14 protein-coding genes and 3 tRNA genes are annotated in these 18,777 nt (G+C 60.6%); 8 read left to right on the forward strand and 9 right to left on the reverse strand.

The genetic code is table 11. From position 1 onward, the window contains the following. Positions 1–68: 68 nt before the first annotated feature. From LUN51_RS16385 to acnB, 4 genes are all read right to left on the reverse strand, one after another. A complete protein-coding gene (locus tag LUN51_RS16385) occupies positions 69–1,883 on the reverse strand; it encodes a glycerophosphodiester phosphodiesterase (RefSeq protein ID WP_277812091.1) in 1,815 nt (604 codons plus the stop codon). A 74-nt stretch (positions 1,884–1,957) separates the two neighbouring features. Beyond that, complete coding sequence (gene rraA / locus LUN51_RS16390; RefSeq protein WP_040241532.1) at positions 1,958–2,446, reverse strand: ribonuclease E activity regulator RraA; 489 nt, start codon at positions 2,444–2,446, stop codon at positions 1,958–1,960. A 162-nt stretch (positions 2,447–2,608) separates the two neighbouring features. Then, positions 2,609–3,211 carry a porin family protein gene (locus LUN51_RS16395; protein WP_040241531.1) on the reverse strand — a complete coding sequence of 201 codons (603 nt, stop codon included), beginning with the start codon at positions 3,209–3,211 and terminating at the stop codon, positions 2,609–2,611. A gap of 295 nt (positions 3,212–3,506) precedes the next feature. Then, positions 3,507–6,110 carry a bifunctional aconitate hydratase 2/2-methylisocitrate dehydratase gene (acnB, locus tag LUN51_RS16400; protein WP_277812092.1) on the reverse strand — a complete coding sequence of 868 codons (2,604 nt, stop codon included), beginning with the start codon at positions 6,108–6,110 and terminating at the stop codon, positions 3,507–3,509. Positions 6,111–6,376: 266 nt separating this feature from the next. Here acnB and LUN51_RS16405 point away from each other — a divergent pair, with 266 nt between their 5' ends. Genes LUN51_RS16405 through LUN51_RS16415 form a run of 3 tightly spaced genes read left to right on the forward strand, consistent with a single transcriptional unit; the run spans position 6,377 to position 11,423 of the window. After that, entirely contained in the window at positions 6,377–6,844 is a 468-nt protein-coding gene (locus LUN51_RS16405; protein ID WP_277812093.1) for a DUF1289 domain-containing protein, read from the forward strand. 33 nt (positions 6,845–6,877) lie between these two features. Next, positions 6,878–7,504 (forward strand): tRNA-(ms[2]io[6]A)-hydroxylase, encoded by a 627-nt coding sequence (locus LUN51_RS16410; protein ID WP_277812094.1) that lies wholly within the window; start codon positions 6,878–6,880, stop codon positions 7,502–7,504. Positions 7,505–7,547: 43 nt separating this feature from the next. Further along, positions 7,548–11,423 carry an AAA family ATPase gene (locus tag LUN51_RS16415; protein ID WP_277812095.1) on the forward strand — a complete coding sequence of 1,292 codons (3,876 nt, stop codon included), beginning with the start codon at positions 7,548–7,550 and terminating at the stop codon, positions 11,421–11,423. 17 nt (positions 11,424–11,440) lie between these two features. On the opposite strand, the gene LUN51_RS16420 is transcribed toward LUN51_RS16415, so the two are convergent. Both LUN51_RS16420 and LUN51_RS16425 read right to left on the reverse strand, forming a co-directional pair. After that, complete coding sequence (locus LUN51_RS16420) at positions 11,441–12,169, reverse strand: UDP-2,3-diacylglucosamine diphosphatase (RefSeq protein WP_277812096.1); 729 nt, start codon at positions 12,167–12,169, stop codon at positions 11,441–11,443. An 80-nt stretch (positions 12,170–12,249) separates the two neighbouring features. Continuing rightward, positions 12,250–12,744, reverse strand: a complete 495-nt coding sequence (locus LUN51_RS16425; protein WP_277812097.1) for a peptidylprolyl isomerase — start codon at positions 12,742–12,744, stop codon at positions 12,250–12,252. Between the two features lie 167 nt (positions 12,745–12,911). Between LUN51_RS16425 and LUN51_RS16430 the strand changes: the two genes are divergently transcribed. Together LUN51_RS16430 and cysS are read left to right on the forward strand one after the other, a co-directional pair. After that, the gene (locus LUN51_RS16430) at positions 12,912–14,591 is read left to right on the forward strand and encodes a glutamine--tRNA ligase/YqeY domain fusion protein (RefSeq protein WP_277812098.1); all 1,680 of its coding nucleotides are present in this window, start codon (positions 12,912–12,914) and stop codon (positions 14,589–14,591) included. A gap of 12 nt (positions 14,592–14,603) precedes the next feature. Beyond that, positions 14,604–15,989 carry a cysteine--tRNA ligase gene (gene cysS, locus LUN51_RS16435; RefSeq protein ID WP_277812099.1) on the forward strand — a complete coding sequence of 462 codons (1,386 nt, stop codon included), beginning with the start codon at positions 14,604–14,606 and terminating at the stop codon, positions 15,987–15,989. Between the two features lie 89 nt (positions 15,990–16,078). On the opposite strand, the gene mtnN is transcribed toward cysS, so the two are convergent. Genes mtnN through folD form a run of 3 tightly spaced genes read right to left on the reverse strand, consistent with a single transcriptional unit; the run spans position 16,079 to position 18,195 of the window. Continuing rightward, entirely contained in the window at positions 16,079–16,786 is a 708-nt protein-coding gene (gene mtnN / locus LUN51_RS16440; RefSeq protein WP_277812102.1) for a 5'-methylthioadenosine/S-adenosylhomocysteine nucleosidase, read from the reverse strand. A 23-nt stretch (positions 16,787–16,809) separates the two neighbouring features. Continuing rightward, entirely contained in the window at positions 16,810–17,277 is a 468-nt protein-coding gene (locus tag LUN51_RS16445) for an S-ribosylhomocysteine lyase (protein ID WP_277812100.1), read from the reverse strand. Between the two features lie 54 nt (positions 17,278–17,331). Further along, a complete protein-coding gene (gene folD / locus LUN51_RS16450; protein WP_277812101.1) occupies positions 17,332–18,195 on the reverse strand; it encodes a bifunctional methylenetetrahydrofolate dehydrogenase/methenyltetrahydrofolate cyclohydrolase FolD in 864 nt (287 codons plus the stop codon). 219 nt (positions 18,196–18,414) lie between these two features. Between folD and LUN51_RS16455 the strand changes: the two genes are divergently transcribed. The 3 genes from LUN51_RS16455 (at position 18,415) to LUN51_RS16465 (ending at position 18,775) form a co-directional block, all read left to right on the forward strand. Next, positions 18,415–18,491: transfer RNA gene (locus LUN51_RS16455), tRNA-Pro, on the forward strand. A 56-nt stretch (positions 18,492–18,547) separates the two neighbouring features. Next, positions 18,548–18,624: transfer RNA gene (locus LUN51_RS16460), tRNA-Arg, on the forward strand. A gap of 79 nt (positions 18,625–18,703) precedes the next feature. Continuing rightward, positions 18,704–18,775: transfer RNA gene (locus tag LUN51_RS16465), tRNA-His, on the forward strand. Positions 18,776–18,777 lie beyond the last annotated feature (2 nt).

An 18,777-nucleotide genomic window follows, 5' to 3' on the forward strand; every position in this document is an offset into this window, starting at 1 on the left:
GATACATCTCCATGTGGTATCAGGCGTGCCCAATGTTGGGCACGCCTTTTTCGTTTCCGGACGGTGCGTTACTGATGCAGCCAGTTGCGCAGTTTGAGTAGTAGCAATTCGCCATCGCTGAGGCTGGCGCGTTCGGTAAGCAAATCGATCAGCGTCGCGGGGCGGTCGGTGATGATGTTGTCGACGCCCATATCGATGTAGCGTGACATGTCACGGGCACTGTTGACGGTCCAGACGTGCAATTCGCGGCTGCTGTCATGCACCATGCTGACGGTACCGGCATCGGCACGGGTATGACGCAGGCCGATGATATCGGCCGGGGTCGAGGTCAGAGCGCCGGGCAGCAGGAATTGAACGAACAACGTGGTATCGATATCGGGGGCGTATTCTTCGACGTCGCGAATCACCGTCGGCGATAACGACGCGATGACTGCGCTGTCGGCGATGCCGTAACGCCGTAAACGTTCGACGACTGCTTCGATGAGCGCCTGCTCGTTGCCTGGGGTGGGCTTGAGCTCGACGTATAGGCGCGACTTGCCATGTGCCAGGCCAATCACCTGATCGAGCGTTGCCAAGCGTTCATCGGAAAAGTCATCACCGAACCAGCTGCCGATATCGATATCGCGCGTTTCTTCTAGCGTCAGGTCGTTGATATTCAGTGCCTGACCGGTGAGACGTTCCAGCGTGCGGTCGTGAGAGAGGACGACATTGCCGTCGCGCAACAGCCTGACGTCCAGCTCAAGATAGTCGGCGCCTTCCTGAATGGCCTGGCGCATCGCCGCTAGAGTGTTTTCCGGTGCCGCCATCGAACTGCCGCGATGGGCGGTGACGGTGACATCGTCGCGCAGTTGGAAGTCTCCCAGCACCCATCCCGCTTGGAGCAGCGCAAAGACCAGCAAGACGGCCTCGGCGGTCCAAGCCCACCAGCCCGACTGCGTAGGTGCCGGCGAGTCCGCGACACCGAGCATGCCACCCCCCAAACGTCGGTAGAGATTGGCCACCAGCAGACTATTGGCCGCGACCCCCAGAAACGTCACGGCGATGATCGAAAGCGTATAGGCCGCCACGTAGACCAGCATGACTGGAATCAGCAGCGAGATACGATCCGGAAGGTGGCTGATCAGCGGCGATGCCAGACTATTGAATAGGATGCTGAACAGGACCGGCAGCGTGGCGACACTCAGAGCGAATGTTAGTGCCAGAGCCGTGATGCGCGCGTGCCGCCCCCGTGTGAGCGTACGACTGCGTGCTAGCGCCTGGAGAGGGGACAGTCGGTCCAACACCAGGGCGGGTAGCGCCAAGAACCAGCGCGCATAGAGCCATGCCTGACACCACAGTGCGATGAGCGCGAGGCCGCCGCTGAGTGTGGCGAAATACCATAAGGCGGGGGGCTTCATGCGCATCACGACGTAGAGCTCGGCATCGCCGAGCAAGGCGTCGTAGCAATAGGCGATCAGCAGCACGAACGGGGCGACGAGCAGCAAGTGGGCGCCGACCTGAAGGAATGTGAGCCCGGCGATACTCGGAAAGCGGCGACCGATTTGCCACAGTGTGTTCATCGTCGCCCGGTAGCGCCCCGGCCCGGGCGCGGCGACCAACCGCATCATGCCGCTTTGCTGCAGGAAGATCAGCAGAAAACTCAGGCCCAGTGCCACGAGACCCCAGGCAAGGCCCAAAGGGGAAAGCGCCATGTCGGCGATCTGGGCATTGCTGAGCGCCTGCTGATGAAAGGCATGCAGCAGACTGGTCAGGGTCCAAGTCGTCAACGGCACCAATACGGCCGTGGCGAGGACGGTGAAGAATAGGTGAAAAACCAGTAGCGCTCGTCCCTGAGCGCGCAATTGGGTCGCAATGTCACCCAGCAACGTGCGGGTGGCGAGCATGACAACTCCTTCGTTTCCTATCAGGACATTGCAAGCCTCGCATCGCCGCTCGCTACTGGCAAATAGCAGCGCTATCAGTCATCTAGCGTTAACGGCTCATGGGCAATCACGATTCCGTTGTTGTCCGCGTAAAGCCACTGCCCCGGTGCGATCGTCACGCCGCCGAAAGTGATGGGAATATCGCGCTGGCCTTCGCCGCGTTTCTCGCTCTTGCGGGGATGCGTGCCAAGCGCCTGGATGCCGATTGGAGTCTCGTTGAGGATGTCGATATCGCGCACGCAGCCATTAACGATGATACCGGCCCAGCCGTTGTCGACGGCTTTGGCCGCCAACATGTCGCCTAGCAGTGCGCAACGCCAAGAGCCGCCGCCGTCGACGACCAGAACGGCGCCATCGCCGGGGTCGTTGACTGCTTCCTTGACACGCGAATTGTCCTCGAAGCACTTGACCGTGCGTACCGGCCCATGGAAGGCGTCGTGTCCGCCGACATTGACCAACGATGGCTCGATCACCTTGACGTCGGGATAGGCGTCACAGAGATCGGGGGTGATGATAGTGGGCATGCTGTCTCCTCGCCTGTGCGGCGTTCGCTGGAACAGATGTCATCATGCCATGCCTTATACGTTGCGCCATTGCGGCCTTGGGGGAAGAAGAACTAGCAAAATGACAGGAAGACGCCGAGCGGGGCCCGGCGTCTTGTACAGCGGTGCACGACGAGGCGTTGTTTAGAACTGCCAGCCCACGGATGCGGTGAAGGAATCCACCTGGTAGTCGCTGTCGAAGTCGTAGCGCTCGTATTCAGCGCGGACTAGGAAAGGGGTGAAGTTGAATTGCGCGCCGGCGCCGTAGACCGGGTCCACGCCATCGTTGTCCTTCAGGTCGGTGCTGGCGCCACCGAGATTACCGTCAACGTCGGTTTCCCACTTCGCCATGCCTGCCTTGGCGAAAAGCTCGAACCAATTCGTGATGGGCAGCTTGCCGACGAGACTGACGCCGTAGGCTTCTGACTCGAGGTCGGTATTGGCCGTGTCGTTGCCCTTGAGCTCGACACGTCCGAGGTCCGCATAGAACGCCTCAGTGGCGAAGTAGCGGTTGAAGTTGTAGCCGACGAAGCCCTTGAAGCTGTTGTCGTCATCGTCGACATCGAAGTCCTCGCTACCCGACTCGATGAAATCGTCAACATCATCGTCATCGTTTTCCAGCGAGCTGAAGCCGGTCCCGACGCCGAAGTACAAGCCTTCGGGGCTGGGAGCGGCCATGGCGTTGGGAGCGAGGACGAGAAGACTCGACGTGGCCACGGAAGCGGTGATCAAAGCCTTGAGTTGCATGGTGTTCTCCTTGATTTTCTCATCACGACGTATCCTGGTGTGCCGGCCTCGAGGCGCGACACTGGGCGGTCGGAATGTCATGGCATCCTGCCGTCTCGTCCCATACCCGTATGGAATGGGGCGCGAACGAGCGTTTCATATCTAAGCGTTTGTCCGGCTCACTGACAAGGCGAACAGTGTTAAAAAACGTACATGAACGTTGGTACATGGCGACACCATAAAAAACGCCCCGCAGTGGCGGGGCGTTTCGGTGACCTGCACTCTTCCTCAATAGGCGAGCATTGGAGACGAGTGGTCAGGCTTCCTCGGCGACCGGAATCACGTTCGCGGCCGCGTTCTGGAACTCTTCGATTTCATGGAAGTTCATGTAGCGGTAGATTTCACCCGCCATGGCGTTGAACTCACTCATGTAACCTTTGTACTCTTCGACGGTCGGCAAACGTCCCTCGACGGCCGCGATGGCGGCCAGCTCGGCGGAGGCCAGATAGACATTCGCGCCATCGCCCAGACGGTTAGGGAAGTTGCGCGTGGAGGTCGAAACCACGGTGGACTTGGGCGCCACGCGTGCCTGGTTGCCCATGCACAGCGAGCAGCCCGGCATTTCCATGCGTGCGCCGGCGCGCCCGTAAATGCCGTAGTAGCCCTCTTCCGTCAATTGATGTTGGTCCATCTTGGTGGGCGGTGCAAGCCACAGGCGGGTTTTCAGGCTGCCGGGGGGCTGTTTTTCGAGCAGTTTGCCGGCGGCGCGGAAGTGGCCGATGTTGGTCATGCACGAGCCGATGAAGACTTCGTCGATCTGCTCGCCGGCGACATCGGAGAGCAGGCGCGCGTCGTCAGGGTCGTTGGGCGCGCACAGCACGGGCTGGTCGAGTTCGCTCATGTCGATCTCGATCACGGCGGCATACTCGGCGTCGGCATCGGCGCGCATCAGGCTGGGGTCGGCCAGCCATTCTTCCATGGCCTGTATGCGGCGCTCCAGCGTGCGGGCGTCGCCGTAGCCATTGCTGATCATCCACTTGAGCAGAGTGACGTTGGAGTTCAGATACTCGGCGACCCGCTCCTCGCCCAGAGTGATCGTGCAGCCAGCGGCGCTGCGTTCGGCGGAAGCGTCGGAGAGCTCGAACGCCTGCTCGGCGGTGAGATCCTCGAGGCCTTCGATTTCCAGAATGCGGCCCGAGAAGAAGTTCTGCTTGTTCGACTTCTCGACGGTCAACAATCCGTCCTGAATGGCGTAATAGGGAATCGCATGCACCAGGTCGCGCAGCGTGATGCCGGGCTGGCGTTTGCCCTTGAAGCGCACCAGTACAGACTCCGGCATATCCAGCGGCATGACGCCGGTGGCCGCCGCGAAGGCCACCAGGCCCGAGCCTGCCGGGAAGGAGATTCCCATCGGGAAGCGGGTATGGGAGTCGCCGCCGGTACCGACGGTGTCTGGCAACAGCATGCGGTTGAGCCACGAGTGGATGATGCCGTCACCCGGGCGCAGCGAAACGCCGCCACGGTTCATGATGAAGTCAGGCAGGGTGTGATGGGTCTCGACATCGACCGGCTTCGGGTAAGCCGCCGTGTGACAGAAGGACTGCATTACCAGGTCGGCTTGGAAGCCGAGGCAGGCCAGGTCCTTGAGCTCGTCGCGGGTCATCGGGCCGGTGGTGTCCTGCGAACCGACGGTCGTCATCTTGGGCTCGCAGTACATGCCCGGGCGTACGCCGCCCATGCCGCAGGCCTTGCCGACCATCTTCTGCGCCAAGGTGAAGCCCTTGCCGGTATCGACCGGTTGTTCCGGCTTACGGAAGATGTCGGAGGTGCCGAGGCCAAGTTCGTTACGCGCCTTTTCGGTCAGGCCACGGCCCACGATCAACGGAATGCGGCCCCCGGCGCGGACTTCGTCGAGGATCACCTGCGTCTTGAGCTCGAAAGTAGAGACGATCTCGTCGCTGTCGTGCCGTGTCACCTTGCCTTCATAGGGGTAGACATCGATGACATCGCCCATTTCGAGCTGGGAAACGTCCATTTCGATGGGCAGGGCGCCGGCATCTTCCATGGTGTTGAAGAAAATCGGGGCGATCTTGCTGCCGAACACGAACCCGCCGGCACGCTTGTTAGGTACGTTGGGAATGTCGTCGCCGAAGAACCAAAGCACGGAGTTGGTAGCCGACTTGCGCGATGATCCGGTACCCACGACATCGCCGACATAGGCGACCGGGAAGCCTTTCGCTTTGACCTCGTCGATCTGCGCGATAGGACCCTTGCTGCCCGGCGCTTCCGGTGTGATGCCCTCGCGCGGGTTCTTGAGCATGGCGTTGGCATGTAGCGGGATATCGGGGCGCGACCAGGCATCCGGGGCGGGGGAAAGATCATCGGTGTTGGTTTCGCCCGGCACCTTGAACACGCTCAGCGTGACTTTCTCCGCGGGGGCCGGCTTGGCCAGGAACCACTCGGCCTCGGCCCATGATTCGAGCACGGCTTGCGCGATAGCGTTGCCGTTCTTGGCCCGTTCAGCGACATCGTGGAAGGCATCGAACATCAGAAGGGTGTGCTTGAGCTGTTCACCGGCTTCCTGGGCGAGCGTCTCGTCATCGAGCAGTTCGACCAGGGTGGCGATATTGTAGCCGCCTTGCATGGTGCCCAACAGCTTGACCGCATGTGTCTTGTCGATCAGCGTCGACGTGGCTTCGCCCTTGGCGATGGCAGTCAGAAAGGCGGCCTTGACGTAAGCGGCTTCGTCTACGCCGGGCGGGACGCGGTTGGTGAGCAGCTCGAGAAGCGTTTCTTCCTCGCCGGCGGGCGGCGCCTTGAGCAACTCGACCAGTTCGGCGGTCTGCTCGGCGTTGAGCGGCTGGGACGGCACGCCTTCGCGCGCGCGTTGCTCGGCATGTTGGCGGTAGGCTTCAAGCACGTTGGGACCCTCGTCAGTCATCGAAACCAGGGCGGGGCGATGCGCGTGGCGATAAACACTTCTATGCACGCGCACGGCGGACACGGCCTGGGGCAGGTTGTCACCGGTCTAAATAGGCAGCGAGATTCTACTCGAAACTGTCGACAATGTTAAGAAGGCCTTCTGTGCCGGGCGCTGAGAGGATAATCAAAGACATGCCCATGCATGATGGTCGCTGTAGTGACGCTTGCGATACCATGGGAGCTCGGGTGTAAAGGGGAGGTGAGATGGTCGCCAATGAGAGCAAGGCAAAGCGTATCCAGTCGCCATGCGTGGGATTGTGCTCGACCACCGTCGGTGATCGCGTATGCCGTGGTTGCCAACGCACGGAGGACGAAATTCGCGACTGGTTCGCGCTCGATGCCGAGGCCCGGGCAGCGCGCATGCAGGCATTGGATGCGTTGCGTGTGCGGGTTGCCTCGCGCTTCCTGTGTGTCGACGATCCGGCATGCCTGGAGGCGCAATTGATACGTCACCGAATTCGCTTTCGCCGCGAGCAGCCTGCGTTGTCACGCGCCATAGAACTGTTGCGCGTGGGACGTACGCGTATGCAGGATTTGAGTCGCTATGGACTACGACGCCACGCAAGCGTCGCTTGCCTTGCGCCCGATGCCTTGTACGCGGCGCTTCAGGCAGCGTTGATGCAAGAGGCACCTCGACGCCTGACGACAGCGCCTATCGAGCCTTCCGTTTAACTTCCATGACCGCTCACCTGATAGAAGAAAGCCATGTCCACTGACGCAAACGCCTTGCTACCCCAGGAACTTTTGAATTTCTTGCCGTGCGCGACCCCGGATGCCTGGGTCCAAGCAGCGCTGGCGCATCCGTCGCTATTGCTCATAGATCACGCTCAATGCGAGAAAAAAGCGGCATCCACGGCGATGAATTTGATGTATCGCTATGTCGAGCATACTGAGTTGCTGACCAAGATGTCGCAGCTGGCCCGCGAGGAACTCTTGCATTTCGAGCAGGTAGTGACCTTGATGCGTGAGCGTGGCGTGCGCTATCGCCAACTCAGCGCCTCGCGTTATGCAGCCGGGCTGCGGCAGCATGTCGGTAAGGACGATCCGCAACGGTTGGTCGATACCCTTATCGTCGGCGCTTTCATTGAGGCGCGCTCCTGTGAACGTTTCGCGTCTCTGATCCCTTTTCTGGATGATGAGCTTGCCAAGTTCTATCGCGCTCTGGTTAAGTCGGAAGGACGCCATTACGAAGATTACCTGGCGCTGGCGCGGCAGTACGCCACGCAGGATATCGCGCCGCGTATCGCGTTCTTCGCCGAGCGTGAGCGTGAACTGATCGAAGCACCAGATACCTGCTTTCGTTTCCACAGCGGTGTGCCGTCGGCAGCGTGATCGCGCTCGCCGGTGGTACCGACCCAATCAGGGTATGACGACGATGACTCAGGACACCCTGGTACCGCCTCGACTGACGCTTTTCGGGCATTTTTCGATGACGGTGGGGGGCTCCACGCTCACCCAGTTCAGCTATGACAAGGTCAAGGCGTTGTTGGTCTACATGTTGCTCAACGAGCAAGCGGCCAATCGTGCTGGACTGGCGGAAATGCTGTGGCCCGATCAAGGCCTATCGTCGGGGCGCACCAATTTGCGCCATGCTTTGCATTGCCTGCGACAACGTCTCGGTGATGAGGCCGAGTCGGCCTTGACGGTTTCGCGCCAAAGCATCGAGTTGCGACTGGAATCGCACTGGGTGGTGGATGTGCGTCGCCTTGAGACGCTGCTGCAGGCGCCGCCCGAACTTGGGGCCATTGGCGAATTGCTTACGTTGTATCGCGGTGACTTGGTCGAAGAGCTGCATCTGCCGCAGTGCAGTGACTTTCAGCGCTGGCTGGTCAAGGTGCGCGGCGAATGGCGCCAACGCATGATCGCCTATATCGAGCATGCATTGGACGGTGTCGATGACGTCTCTGAAGACGTATTGCGTCAGTTGGTGAGCCGTTTCTCGGGGTATGGGCCCTTTCATGAGCGCTTGGTTCGCCAGCTAGCCGAAAAGGGACAAATTGCCGCTGCACATGAGCAGTTCAATGCCTATCTGGAAATGCTGGCACTGTCCGGCCAGCAGCCCGATGCCGAGTTTTTACAGCTGGCGCGCTACTGGTCGGGTGGCGCGCAGCCGACGGCGCCTATATCACCCCAGGGCGCTTTTTCTCGGGCCGTGGCGCTTGATAGTGCCCCCGTGCGAGAAGGCGAGATTGACTATCGCCAGCTTTCGGTGATGGCGATTCGTTTGCACTTGAAGGGCGACTGGCAGGAGCGTGCTCAAGGACATGCCTGTCTGCTCCTGCAAGTAGAGCTGATGCGTTGGTTGGAGCGACAGTGTCATCTGCTGGGCGGCTTCTGGCTGCCTGGCGCTACCGGTGGGCTAGGGCTAGCCTGTTTCGGCACCCATGGACCGGCGCACCAATTGGCCGAGCTGGTGGCTTTGTACGAGCATTGCCGTCGTCAGCTACCCGAAGAGGTTCAGCGTCACTGGTCGGGGGGCGATCCGGCGCCACGTTTCGAACTAGCCGCGGGTCTCAACAGTGGACGTGGGTTGTATCTGCCCGAACGCCGCTTGGCCGACCCGCTGGGGCAGGTGACGCAACCAGCGCTCGAGCTCATGAGCGCCGCTCAGGGCAGTGAGCTGGTGATTTCGCAAGAGGCGAGCCAGCACATGCCCCCTGCGCTGGACTTGCAGCCGCGCCTGACGACACGCTTGTTAGCCGCCGATGGACGGGTGCGCCTGCGTGCGTTGGTACTAGGGGTCGACGAAGGCGGGCGCGATGCCACGCCACCGAGCCTGATCGGACGCGAAGCGGCACTACGCCAGTTGCGTGATGCGCTGGCCCGGGTGGTCATCGGGTTGCGCCAGAGCGTGCTGGTGCAGGGTGCGCTGGGAATGGGCAAGTCGGCGTTGCTGGTAAGCTTCCGGCAACTGGAGCAAAGCCAGGAGATCGCCTTGTGTTGGCAGCCGACGACCCGGTTGTCGGCCCAGACGCCTTACGGGGTGGTGCGCTCGCTGTTGCGTTGGCATCTTGACCGCGATGTCGATGGCACAACGTTGGCCACTTGGTTGGCCAGTGAACCGGCGTTGGATGACTCGCAGCGTGAGGTGCTTTACCACGCACTGAGTGATGGCGATGGCGGTGACCTCGGCGAGAGTCTCGAGCCGGTCACGCAACTCTTCCATTCATTGATAGAGCGCATCACCACGAGCCGTCCACTGGCCTTGGTCATCGATGACCTGCAATGGCTGGATGAGCTCTCACTCAAGGTGTTGCTGGCATTACAGGCACGCCTGCCGATCAATGTTCCCTTCATGCTGATTGCGAGCCACCATGGGCGTGAGGCGTTGTCGGTGCGGCTCAATTGGGACCAGCACATCGTGCTGGGGCGTCTGGATAGCATGCAGTCGTCGCGCTTGCTGGTGCAATTGGCCAAGCATTATCGACTGCACATCAGCCCGCGTTTGCGCGAGCAGCTCATCGAGCGTTGCGACGGAGTGCCGCTTTACTTGCAGGAAATTTGCCGGCGGCTCGACATGGATCGGCGCGAGGGGCGTCGCGTCCAGGTGGATGAGTTGCCACGCGGGTTACTGGGACTTCTTTCCAGTCGCATCGAGCAGCTCGATGCCGACCGCGATGTGGCACATGTCGCGGCGGTGCTCGGGCGTCAATTCCGGGTCGTCTTCCTGCGCGAATGCACCGGGCTCGGCGAGACACGTCTCAAGCAGGTGCTCGATCATATGCAGCGCCTGGAGATCATCGAGCCCTGCCATGGCGATAGCCCGTTCGACTACCAGTTCGTTCATCAGCTGTTGCAGGAAGCCGCGTACCTTTCCTGTCCTCGCGATATTAGGGAGCGGCTACATCACCAGGTCGTCACGCTCATTGAGGAACGTTTCCCGGCCTTGATCGGACAGCATCCGGGATACTTCGCGTCTCACTTGCGTCGCAGTGGCGACCACGCGCGGGCGGCGCGCTACTTCGAGCTTGCCGCGCGGGCCGCCCTCAAACTGAGTGCCAACCGCACGGCGCTACAGATGGCCGATTCGGGGCTGGATTGCCTGCAAGATCTCGCCTCGCAGGAAGAGCGTCACATCAGCCTCTTGACCGTGCGTGGCCAGGCTGCCTTTGCGCTCGAAGGGCATGGCTCGCCCACGGCGCATGAGAGCTTCGTGCGCGCCAAGGATATGTTGGGGGCGCTGGAGGCGCGGTGCGTCGAAGACGACGAACCGGATGACGAACAACCGTTCTTGGTGACTTGGGGGCTATGGGTCGGCTGCAGCCAGCGCCATGCACATGCCGATGCGTTTGCCCTGGCGGCGCGCTTGTCGGCATTCGCCGAGCGCCTCGTCGATCCGCGTTATCAGCGCCTGGCGGATTATGCGCGAGCGCATTGCGAATATTGGGCGGGACGCGTGCGCCATGCTTTCGAGCATCTCGAGGAAATCGATCCGCTGCATCAGCCAATGGTGCTCGATTGGTTGCCGTTTTCCGATCATCCGCAGGTTGCTGCGGCTTGTTACCATGCTTGGGCCTTGTGCCTGCGCGGCGACTATCTGCGTGCCGAACAACAGATCGAGGCGGCGATACGCCTGGCCGAGTCGATCAAGCATCCTGGATCGTTGGCGCTGTCGCTGATTTTCGCCGCGGCGTTGTATCGCCAGTTGGGGCATGTGCACATGGCGGCGACACGCGCCCAACGCGCGCACGAGGTGACGTCGACGCCGGATCTGCACCTCTGGCATTACTCGGCGCAAGGCATTCTCGGCTGGTACAAGGCGATGAGCGGCGACCCGCAGGGCCTGGAGCTGCTCGAAGAGAGCATGGAGCGGGTGACCGAGGCCACGGGACAAGATCGTTATCAGCGTCCTTTGCTGTGGTACGGCGATGCTTGCGTGGCGTTGGGAGAATATGCTCGGGCCGAGGACTATCTGGACCAATGCTTGATGGTCGCGCGTGAACGCGATTCGTTGTATCTGCCGGAGCTGACCCTACAAATGGTGCGCGTTCGCCACGCCCTTGGGCATGCGCCTCAGGACGTGCGTCGCTTGGCCGAACAAGCCTATCGCGTGGCGAGCGAGCAGGAGAATCGGCATCATCAGATCAACGCCTGCGAAGTCTGGCTAACGCTTGTCGACCCCGATGATGACGATATGCGGCAACGCTTCCGCCAATTGCTGGGCCAGGTCTCGTTGACCGACGCCCCAATGCTCGTGCGCTGGCGCTTGCAACTGGATCGTGCCTTCGAGCCGCAGCACGAGCGGTCATGATCGCAAGCCCAGTGTCATCAGATCGTGAATTCGCGTAGCCGCGGCGCGGCGTCGTCCTCGACACGTATTTCCCAGCCGCTGCCAGGCTGCCAGTCGCCGAGTACGATGCGTCGAGCACTCTGACCGTCGAGGTCGAAGTCATGTACCGCCGGGCGGTGCGTATGACCGTGGATGAGTGTGGTGACGCCGTGCGCGCGCATGACCTCTTCGACCTCCGCCGGCGTCACGTCCATGATTGCATCGGCTTTTTGCGTGTTGGCGTCCGAGGATTGCAGACGCAGGCTCTTGGCGAGTTCCAGGCGTTGCTCGACGGGCAAGGCGAGAATCTGAGCTTGCCATTCGGGGTCTCGCGACATGGCACGAAACTTCATGTACTCCTCATCGCCGGTGCACAGGCTATCGCCGTGCATCAGCAGTACACGCTGGTTGCCCAAGGTCACAAGGCTCGGGTCATCGAGCAAGGTGGCGCCGGTGGCATCGGCAAAGGCGTTACCAACCAGGAAGTCGCGATTGCCATGCATGAAATAAATCTGGGTGCCGGCGTCGCTGAGGCGTTTCAGCGCATCGATGACTTGACGCTCCAAGTCACCAAGATAGTCGTCGCCGATCCAGGCTTCGAAGATATCGCCGAGCAGATAGAGCGTGTCGGCGTGGCGCGCCTCGGTCTCCAGATAATTCAGAAATCCGTGGGCGATGTCTGGCTGGCCCGCGTGGAGGTGCAAGTCGGAGATCAGCAAGGTGGTCATCGTGCTGGCGTCCTCGTGAGCATGGCGAGAAGGGAAGCGCAAGAGAGATGCCGTGCCGATGGGCACGGCGATGGCGACGATTAGTCTTCGAAGTAGGCACGCTCGAGGATGACGTCTTCGGCGGGCACATCGGCGTGCATGCCGCGGCGCGTGGTGGGGACATTCTTGATTTTCTCGACCACGTCCATGCCCTCGGCGACCTCGGCGAAGACGCAATAGCCCCAGCCTTGCATGGACTTGTCGCGATGGTTGAGGAAGTCGTTGTCGGCGACGTTGATGAAAAATTGCGCGCTGGCGGAATGCGGATCCTGCGTACGTGCCATGGACACGCTGCCCTTGACGTTTTTCAGGCCGTTGTCCGCTTCGTTGTCGATCGGCGCGCGGGTGGGCTTTTGCTCGAACTGGGTGTCGAAGCCGCCGCCCTGGACCATGAAGCCGGCAATGACGCGATGGAACAGGGTGTCGTCGTAATGGCCGTCGCGCACGTATTGCTCGAAATTGGCCGCGGTCTTGGGCGCGTTTTCATGGTCGAGGCGCAGACGAATGCTGCCGTAATTGGTTTGCAGAACGATCATGGGCGTATCCTGGCATAGAGAACTGAGCGCGACTTGGCGTCGCGCGCTGGCGTCGCGCTATAATAGCGGCTTTGCACCCGCGGGCGAAACCGTGTCGAGGCGCCAGCCAGTGCTTTGACGTGCCCTTCGGTCACTTCGCGAACGAACAGAGGTTCTTTAGACAGCCCATGAGCGTAGATAGCCACTCCGCCCCGAATTTCATCCGCAATCAGGTTCGCGAGGAAATCGAGGCCGGTCGCCAGGATACCATCGTCACTCGGTTCCCGCCGGAACCCAACGGTTTCCTGCACATCGGCCACGCCAAGTCGATCTGTCTGAATTTCGGGCTTGCCGAGCAGTTTGGTGGTCAATGCCATCTGCGTTTCGACGACACCAACCCCGCCAAGGAAGAGCAAGCCTATATCGACGCCATCAAGGCCGATATCACTTGGTTAGGGTTCGAGTGGGATGGGGCAGTACGCTATGCCTCGGATTACTTCGATCAGTTGTATGCTTGGGCACAGTATTTGGTGCGCGAGGGCAAGGCGTACGTCGATGATTTGTCACCAGACGAGATTCGCGAGTATCGCGGCACCTTGACCGAGTCCGGCACGCCGAGTCCGTATCGTGATCGCACGCCAGATGAAAACCTCGATCTGCTTGAGCGCATGCGCACGGGCGAGTTTGTCGAGGGCGAAAAGGTGTTGCGCGCCAAGATCGATATGGCGGCGTCCAACATCAACCTGCGTGACCCGATCCTTTATCGTGTTCGACATGCCCACCACCATCAGACGGGCGACAAGTGGAAGATTTACCCGTCCTACGATTTCACGCATGGTCAGTCGGATGCGATCGAGGGCGTAACGCACTCCATCTGCACACTGGAATTCGAGGATCACCGTCCGCTTTACGATTGGTTTCTCGAGAACCTCCCGGTGCCAGCCAAGCCGCGTCAGATCGAATTCGCACGTCTCAATCTCGCGCACACGGTGACCTCCAAGCGTAAGCTCAAGCTGTTGGTCGATCAGGGCATCGTGGATGGCTGGGACGACCCGCGCATGCCGACGATTTCGGGCATGCGCCGGCGTGGCTATACGCCGGGCTCGGTGCGCAAGTTCTGCGAGATGATCGGCGTGACGCGCGCCGATGGCGGCATGGTAGACATCGCCATGCTGTACCATGCGATTCGCTCCGACCTGGAAGACAACGCGCCGCGCGCGATGTGTGTGCTCAAGCCGCTCAAGGTGGTGTTGACCAACCTCCCCGAGGATCATCAGGAAACCTTCGAGGTGGCCGGCCATCCTGCGCGTGATGATATGGGCGTGCGCCACTTGCCGCTGACGCGTGAAGTGTGGATCGACCATGACGACTTCATGGAGGAGCCGCCCAAGAAGTTCTTCCGCTTGGCGCCGGGAAAGGAAGTGCGTCTGCGCAATGCCTACGTGATTCGTTGCGACGAGGTCATTAAAGACACCGACGGCGAGATCCAGGAGCTACGCTGCAGTGTCGATCTCGACACACTTGGCAAGAACCCCGAAGGGCGCAAGGTGAAAGGCGTCATCCACTGGGTGAGCACTGCACACGCCGTGCCCGTCGAAGTGCGTCTCTACGATAACCTGTTCCAGGTCGAGGCGCCGGATCGAGACCGCGACGGCGATTTTCTCGAGCATTTGAACCCTGAGTCGCTGCGTATCGTCGAAGGCTACGCCGAGCCGAGTCTGGCCGATGCCGAACCTGAAAGCCGCTACCAGTTCGAGCGCGTAGGCTATTTCTGCGCCGATCGACATGAATGTCGTGATGGCAAACGCGTTTTCAATCGTACGGTGGGGCTCAAGGATGGTTGGGCCAAGGCGCAGAAGAAAGGCTGAGAGGGGATTACCGTGCAGATCTACAACACGCTGACGCGACGCAAGGAAACGTTCACGCCGCTCGACGCGGGACGGGTGCGCATGTATGTCTGCGGGATTACCGTCTACGACTACTGCCATATCGGCCATGCTCGCGTCATGGTGGCGTTCGATATGATCACGCGCTATCTACGCTGGCGCGGCTTTGAGGTCGATTACGTACGCAATATCACCGACATCGACGACAAGATCCTCAAGCGGGCCGAGGAGAACGGCGAGCCGATTGCGGCGCTGACCGAACGAATGATCGACGCGATGCATGCAGACGAAGGACGCCTTGGCGTATTGCGTCCGGATCGCGAGCCGCGTGCCACGGCGCATGTCGATGACATCGTCGCCATGGTTCAGCGTCTGATCGACAAGGGGTACGCGTATCCGGCCGCCAACGGCGACGTGTACTACCGGGTGCGCCGCTTCGAGGGCTACGGTAAGCTCAGCAATCGCGATCTCGATGACATGCGTGCCGGGGCGCGTGTCGAGGTCGAGACCGCGAAGGAAGATCCGCTGGATTTCGTGCTGTGGAAGGCCGCCAAACCGGGTGAGGAGAGTTGGTCGTCGCCATGGGGCGCGGGGCGACCGGGTTGGCATATCGAATGCTCGGCGATGTCGACGTGCTGCTTGGGCGATACCTTCGATATTCATGGCGGTGGTCCGGACCTTGTCTTTCCTCACCATGAAAACGAGATCGCGCAAAGCGAGGCTGCGACCGGACAGGCCTACGTCAACACCTGGATGCATGCCGGCGCCGTGCGTGTCGATCACGAGAAGATGTCCAAGTCTCTGGGCAACTTCTTCACGATTCGCGAGGTGCTGGAGGTGCATGCTCCTGAAGTGGTGCGCTATCTGCTTCTGGCCAGCCACTACCGCAGTCCCATCAATTATGCCCCCGACGCGCTGGGCGAGGCGCGTCGTTCTCTGGAGCGATTTTACAACGCGTTGCAGAGCGTCACGCCGGTCGAGGGAGATGTGGACGCGCGTCATCGCGAGCGTTTCGTGGCCGCGATGGATGACGATTTCAATACCGCTGAAGCCTTGGCGGTGTTGTTCGACCTTGCGCGCGAGTTGAACCGCGCCAAGCAGGAGGCCCCGGAACGTGCGCCAGCGTTGGCTTACGAGCTCATCTCCCTGGGCGGTGTGCTGGGCCTCTTCGAGCAAGCGCCCGCTGATTTCCTGCAGGCGAGGGCGGGACAACTGCCGATGACAGAGGAAGAGATCGAGGCGCGCATCGAGGCGAGAGCGCAGGCCAAGAAGACCAAGGATTTCGCCACTGCCGATGGCATACGCGATGAATTGGCAGCGCTGGGGATTGTGTTGAAGGATAGCCGCGAAGGCACGACCTGGGTGATAGAAGGCGGCTGATTTCCGTCAATCGGAAGCCCAATACACAAAGCCCGCGACTATAACGTCGCGGGCTTTGTTGTTTCTTGCCGACAGGTGTCGTTATTGGCTCAAGATGTCGTGCCCAGGCGCTTGACCATGGCTTCGACCATTAGCGCCGAATGCGTGGCGGCTTTATCGATAAAGGCCTTGAAGGAAAGGTCGGACTCCTTGCCGGCAATATCGGAAAGCGCACGAATGACGACGAACGGACAGTCGTAAAGGTGGCACGTCTGGGCGATGGCCGCCGCTTCCATCTCGGCGGCCAGCATGCTCGGAAAGCGCTCGCGTGCCTTTGCCACCATGGCCTCATCGGCCATGAAGACATCACCCGTGCAGATGAGGCCTTCCGTGACGCGCAACTTGCCGAGCCCCTCGATGCACTCGCGGGCGACGTTCACCAGGCGAGGGTCGGGGAAATAGGCGGCTGGCATCTGCGGCACCTGGCCGTATTCATAACCGAAGACCACGGCATCGACGTCATGGTGGCGCACCTCGCTGGAGATGACCACGTTTCCGACTTCGAGATCGGCACCGAAGCCGCCCGCCGAGCCGGTGTTGATGACCACGTCGGGTTTATAAAGCTCGAGCATTTGAGTGGTGCCAACGGCGGCATTCACCTTGCCGATACCCGATTGAAGGATAACGACATCGACACCGTGCAAGTAGCCGGTGTGAAAGGTCGAGCCGGCGTGCTGGCGGGTCTGGCCGTTTTCAAGGTGCGAGGCGAGGAGTTCGACCTCCTCGGCCATGGCACCGATGATGGCGATCTTGCGCATGGGGGGTGTGGCCTCTTTCTCGATCAGGCGAACACCTGGTTCCATTCATTGCGCTTGGCCAGCAGGTCGCGGGCCAGGGCTTGAGCGCCTTCCAGGCTGTGGCTGGCGGCCCAGCCGCACTGCATTTCGTTGCAGGCCGGTACTTCCGTGGCGATGAGCACGTCATTGAGAGTTTTGTCGAGCAGATCAAGCACGTCGTCGTAATCATCGTGGTTGATTAACGATACATAGAAGCCGGTCTGGCAACCCATGGGGCTGATGTCGAGAACCTTGTCGGTATGGTTGCGTGACAGTTCGGCCATCAAGTGTTCCAGAGAATGCAGCGCGGGCATTTCCATGTGTGCCTTGTTGGGCTGGCAGATGCGCAGGTCGTACTTGTGAATCGCATCGCCTTGCTCGCCTGTCTTGATACCAGCCAGACGCACATAAGGTGCTTTGACCTTTGTATGGTCGAGGTTAAAGCTTTCGACGTTCATTTCTTTATCGCTCATCTATCCACTCCTTCTCACGATCTCGGTAGCATCATTCATTGTAACGTCTGTATGTCAGGCGTGCATGCCGTCGTGGAGTTCGGCGGCATGTAGGGTGTTCTCCAGCAGTGAGGCGACCGTCATGGGGCCGACCCCTCCCGGTACGGGGGTAATGAAACTGGCACGCTCTGCGGCAGGCGTGAACTCGACATCGCCCGCGAGCTTGCCATCGGCTTGGCGATTGATGCCCACGTCGATGACAACGGCCCCTTCTTTGACCCACTCGCCCTTGACGAGTCCGGGTTTGCCGACGGCGACAATGAGCAAGTCGGCACGGCGTACGTGCGATTCGAGATCTCGAGTGAAGCGGTGGCAAACAGTGGTTGTACTACCCGCCAGCATCAGCTCCATGGCCATGGGGCGTCCGACGATATTGGAGGCGCCGACGATGACGGCATCCAAGCCGCGTGCCTGAATGCCACTTTCTTGTAAAAGCGTCATGATGCCTTTAGGGGTACAAGGACGCAGCACGGGGAGTCGTTGGGCGAGGCGGCCGAGATTGTAAGGATGAAAACCATCGACATCCTTGTCGGGGCGGATGCGTTCGAGAATCGGACGTTCGTCGAGATGCTCGGGCAGGGGGAGCTGTACCAGGATGCCGTCTATGTCGGCATCTGCGTTCAGCGAGTCGACCAATGCCTCGAGTTCCGTCTGAGTGGTCGTGGCAGGAAGCTGGTGTTGCACCGAATGCAGGCCGGCTTGGTCGCAGGCGCGGTGCTTGTTGCGGACATAGACTTCGGAAGCGGGGTCTTCGCCAACGAGGACGACCGCGAGTCCCGGGGCGCGCTTACCATCATGGCGGCGTGCCTGGACCTGACGAGATACCTGTTCGCGGACGTTAGCGGCAATCGCCTTGCCGTCGATCAACTGAGCGGTCATCGACTCGTTCCTTTGACATGAGTGGCCCGGTGCCGGGCGGCGTTCGGGCGGCGTTAGAGAGAGGCGCAATTTTCGCACGCTGGGAGGCGCAGTCAATGTATCCCTCTCGTGAGGAAGTCGGGAGGTGAAACGTAAGGGCTTGACCTGGCAAGGAAGATGCGTAGAATACGCTGCGCATCGACGGGCTCGATTGGCCATGCCCAAGCGGTCTCGGAGTAACGGGGTATAGCGCAGTCTGGTAGCGCGCCTGCTTTGGGAGCAGGATGTCGGGGGTTCAAATCCCTCTACCCCGACCAACCTCCGAATCCTCTCGAGGGTCGGTTCTAGGTTGGGTCTGTGCCGGCGTTATTAAGCGCTCATAGCTCAACCGGATAGAGCAACGGCCTTCTAAGCCGTAGGTTGCAGGTTCAAGTCCTGCTGGGCGCGCCAGGCTAAAAGCCAAAACGCACCAGGCTAAAGCCAAAAAGAGTATCGATGTCGGGATTATTCCCGTGCGTATCAAGTTGTGGTGGATGTAGCTCAGTGGTAGAGCCCCGGATTGTGGCTCCGGTGGTCGTGGGTTCGATCCCCATCATCCACCCC

The organism is Chromohalobacter canadensis, assembly GCF_029544075.1.
Lineage (GTDB): Bacteria > Pseudomonadota > Gammaproteobacteria > Pseudomonadales > Halomonadaceae > Chromohalobacter > Chromohalobacter canadensis_A.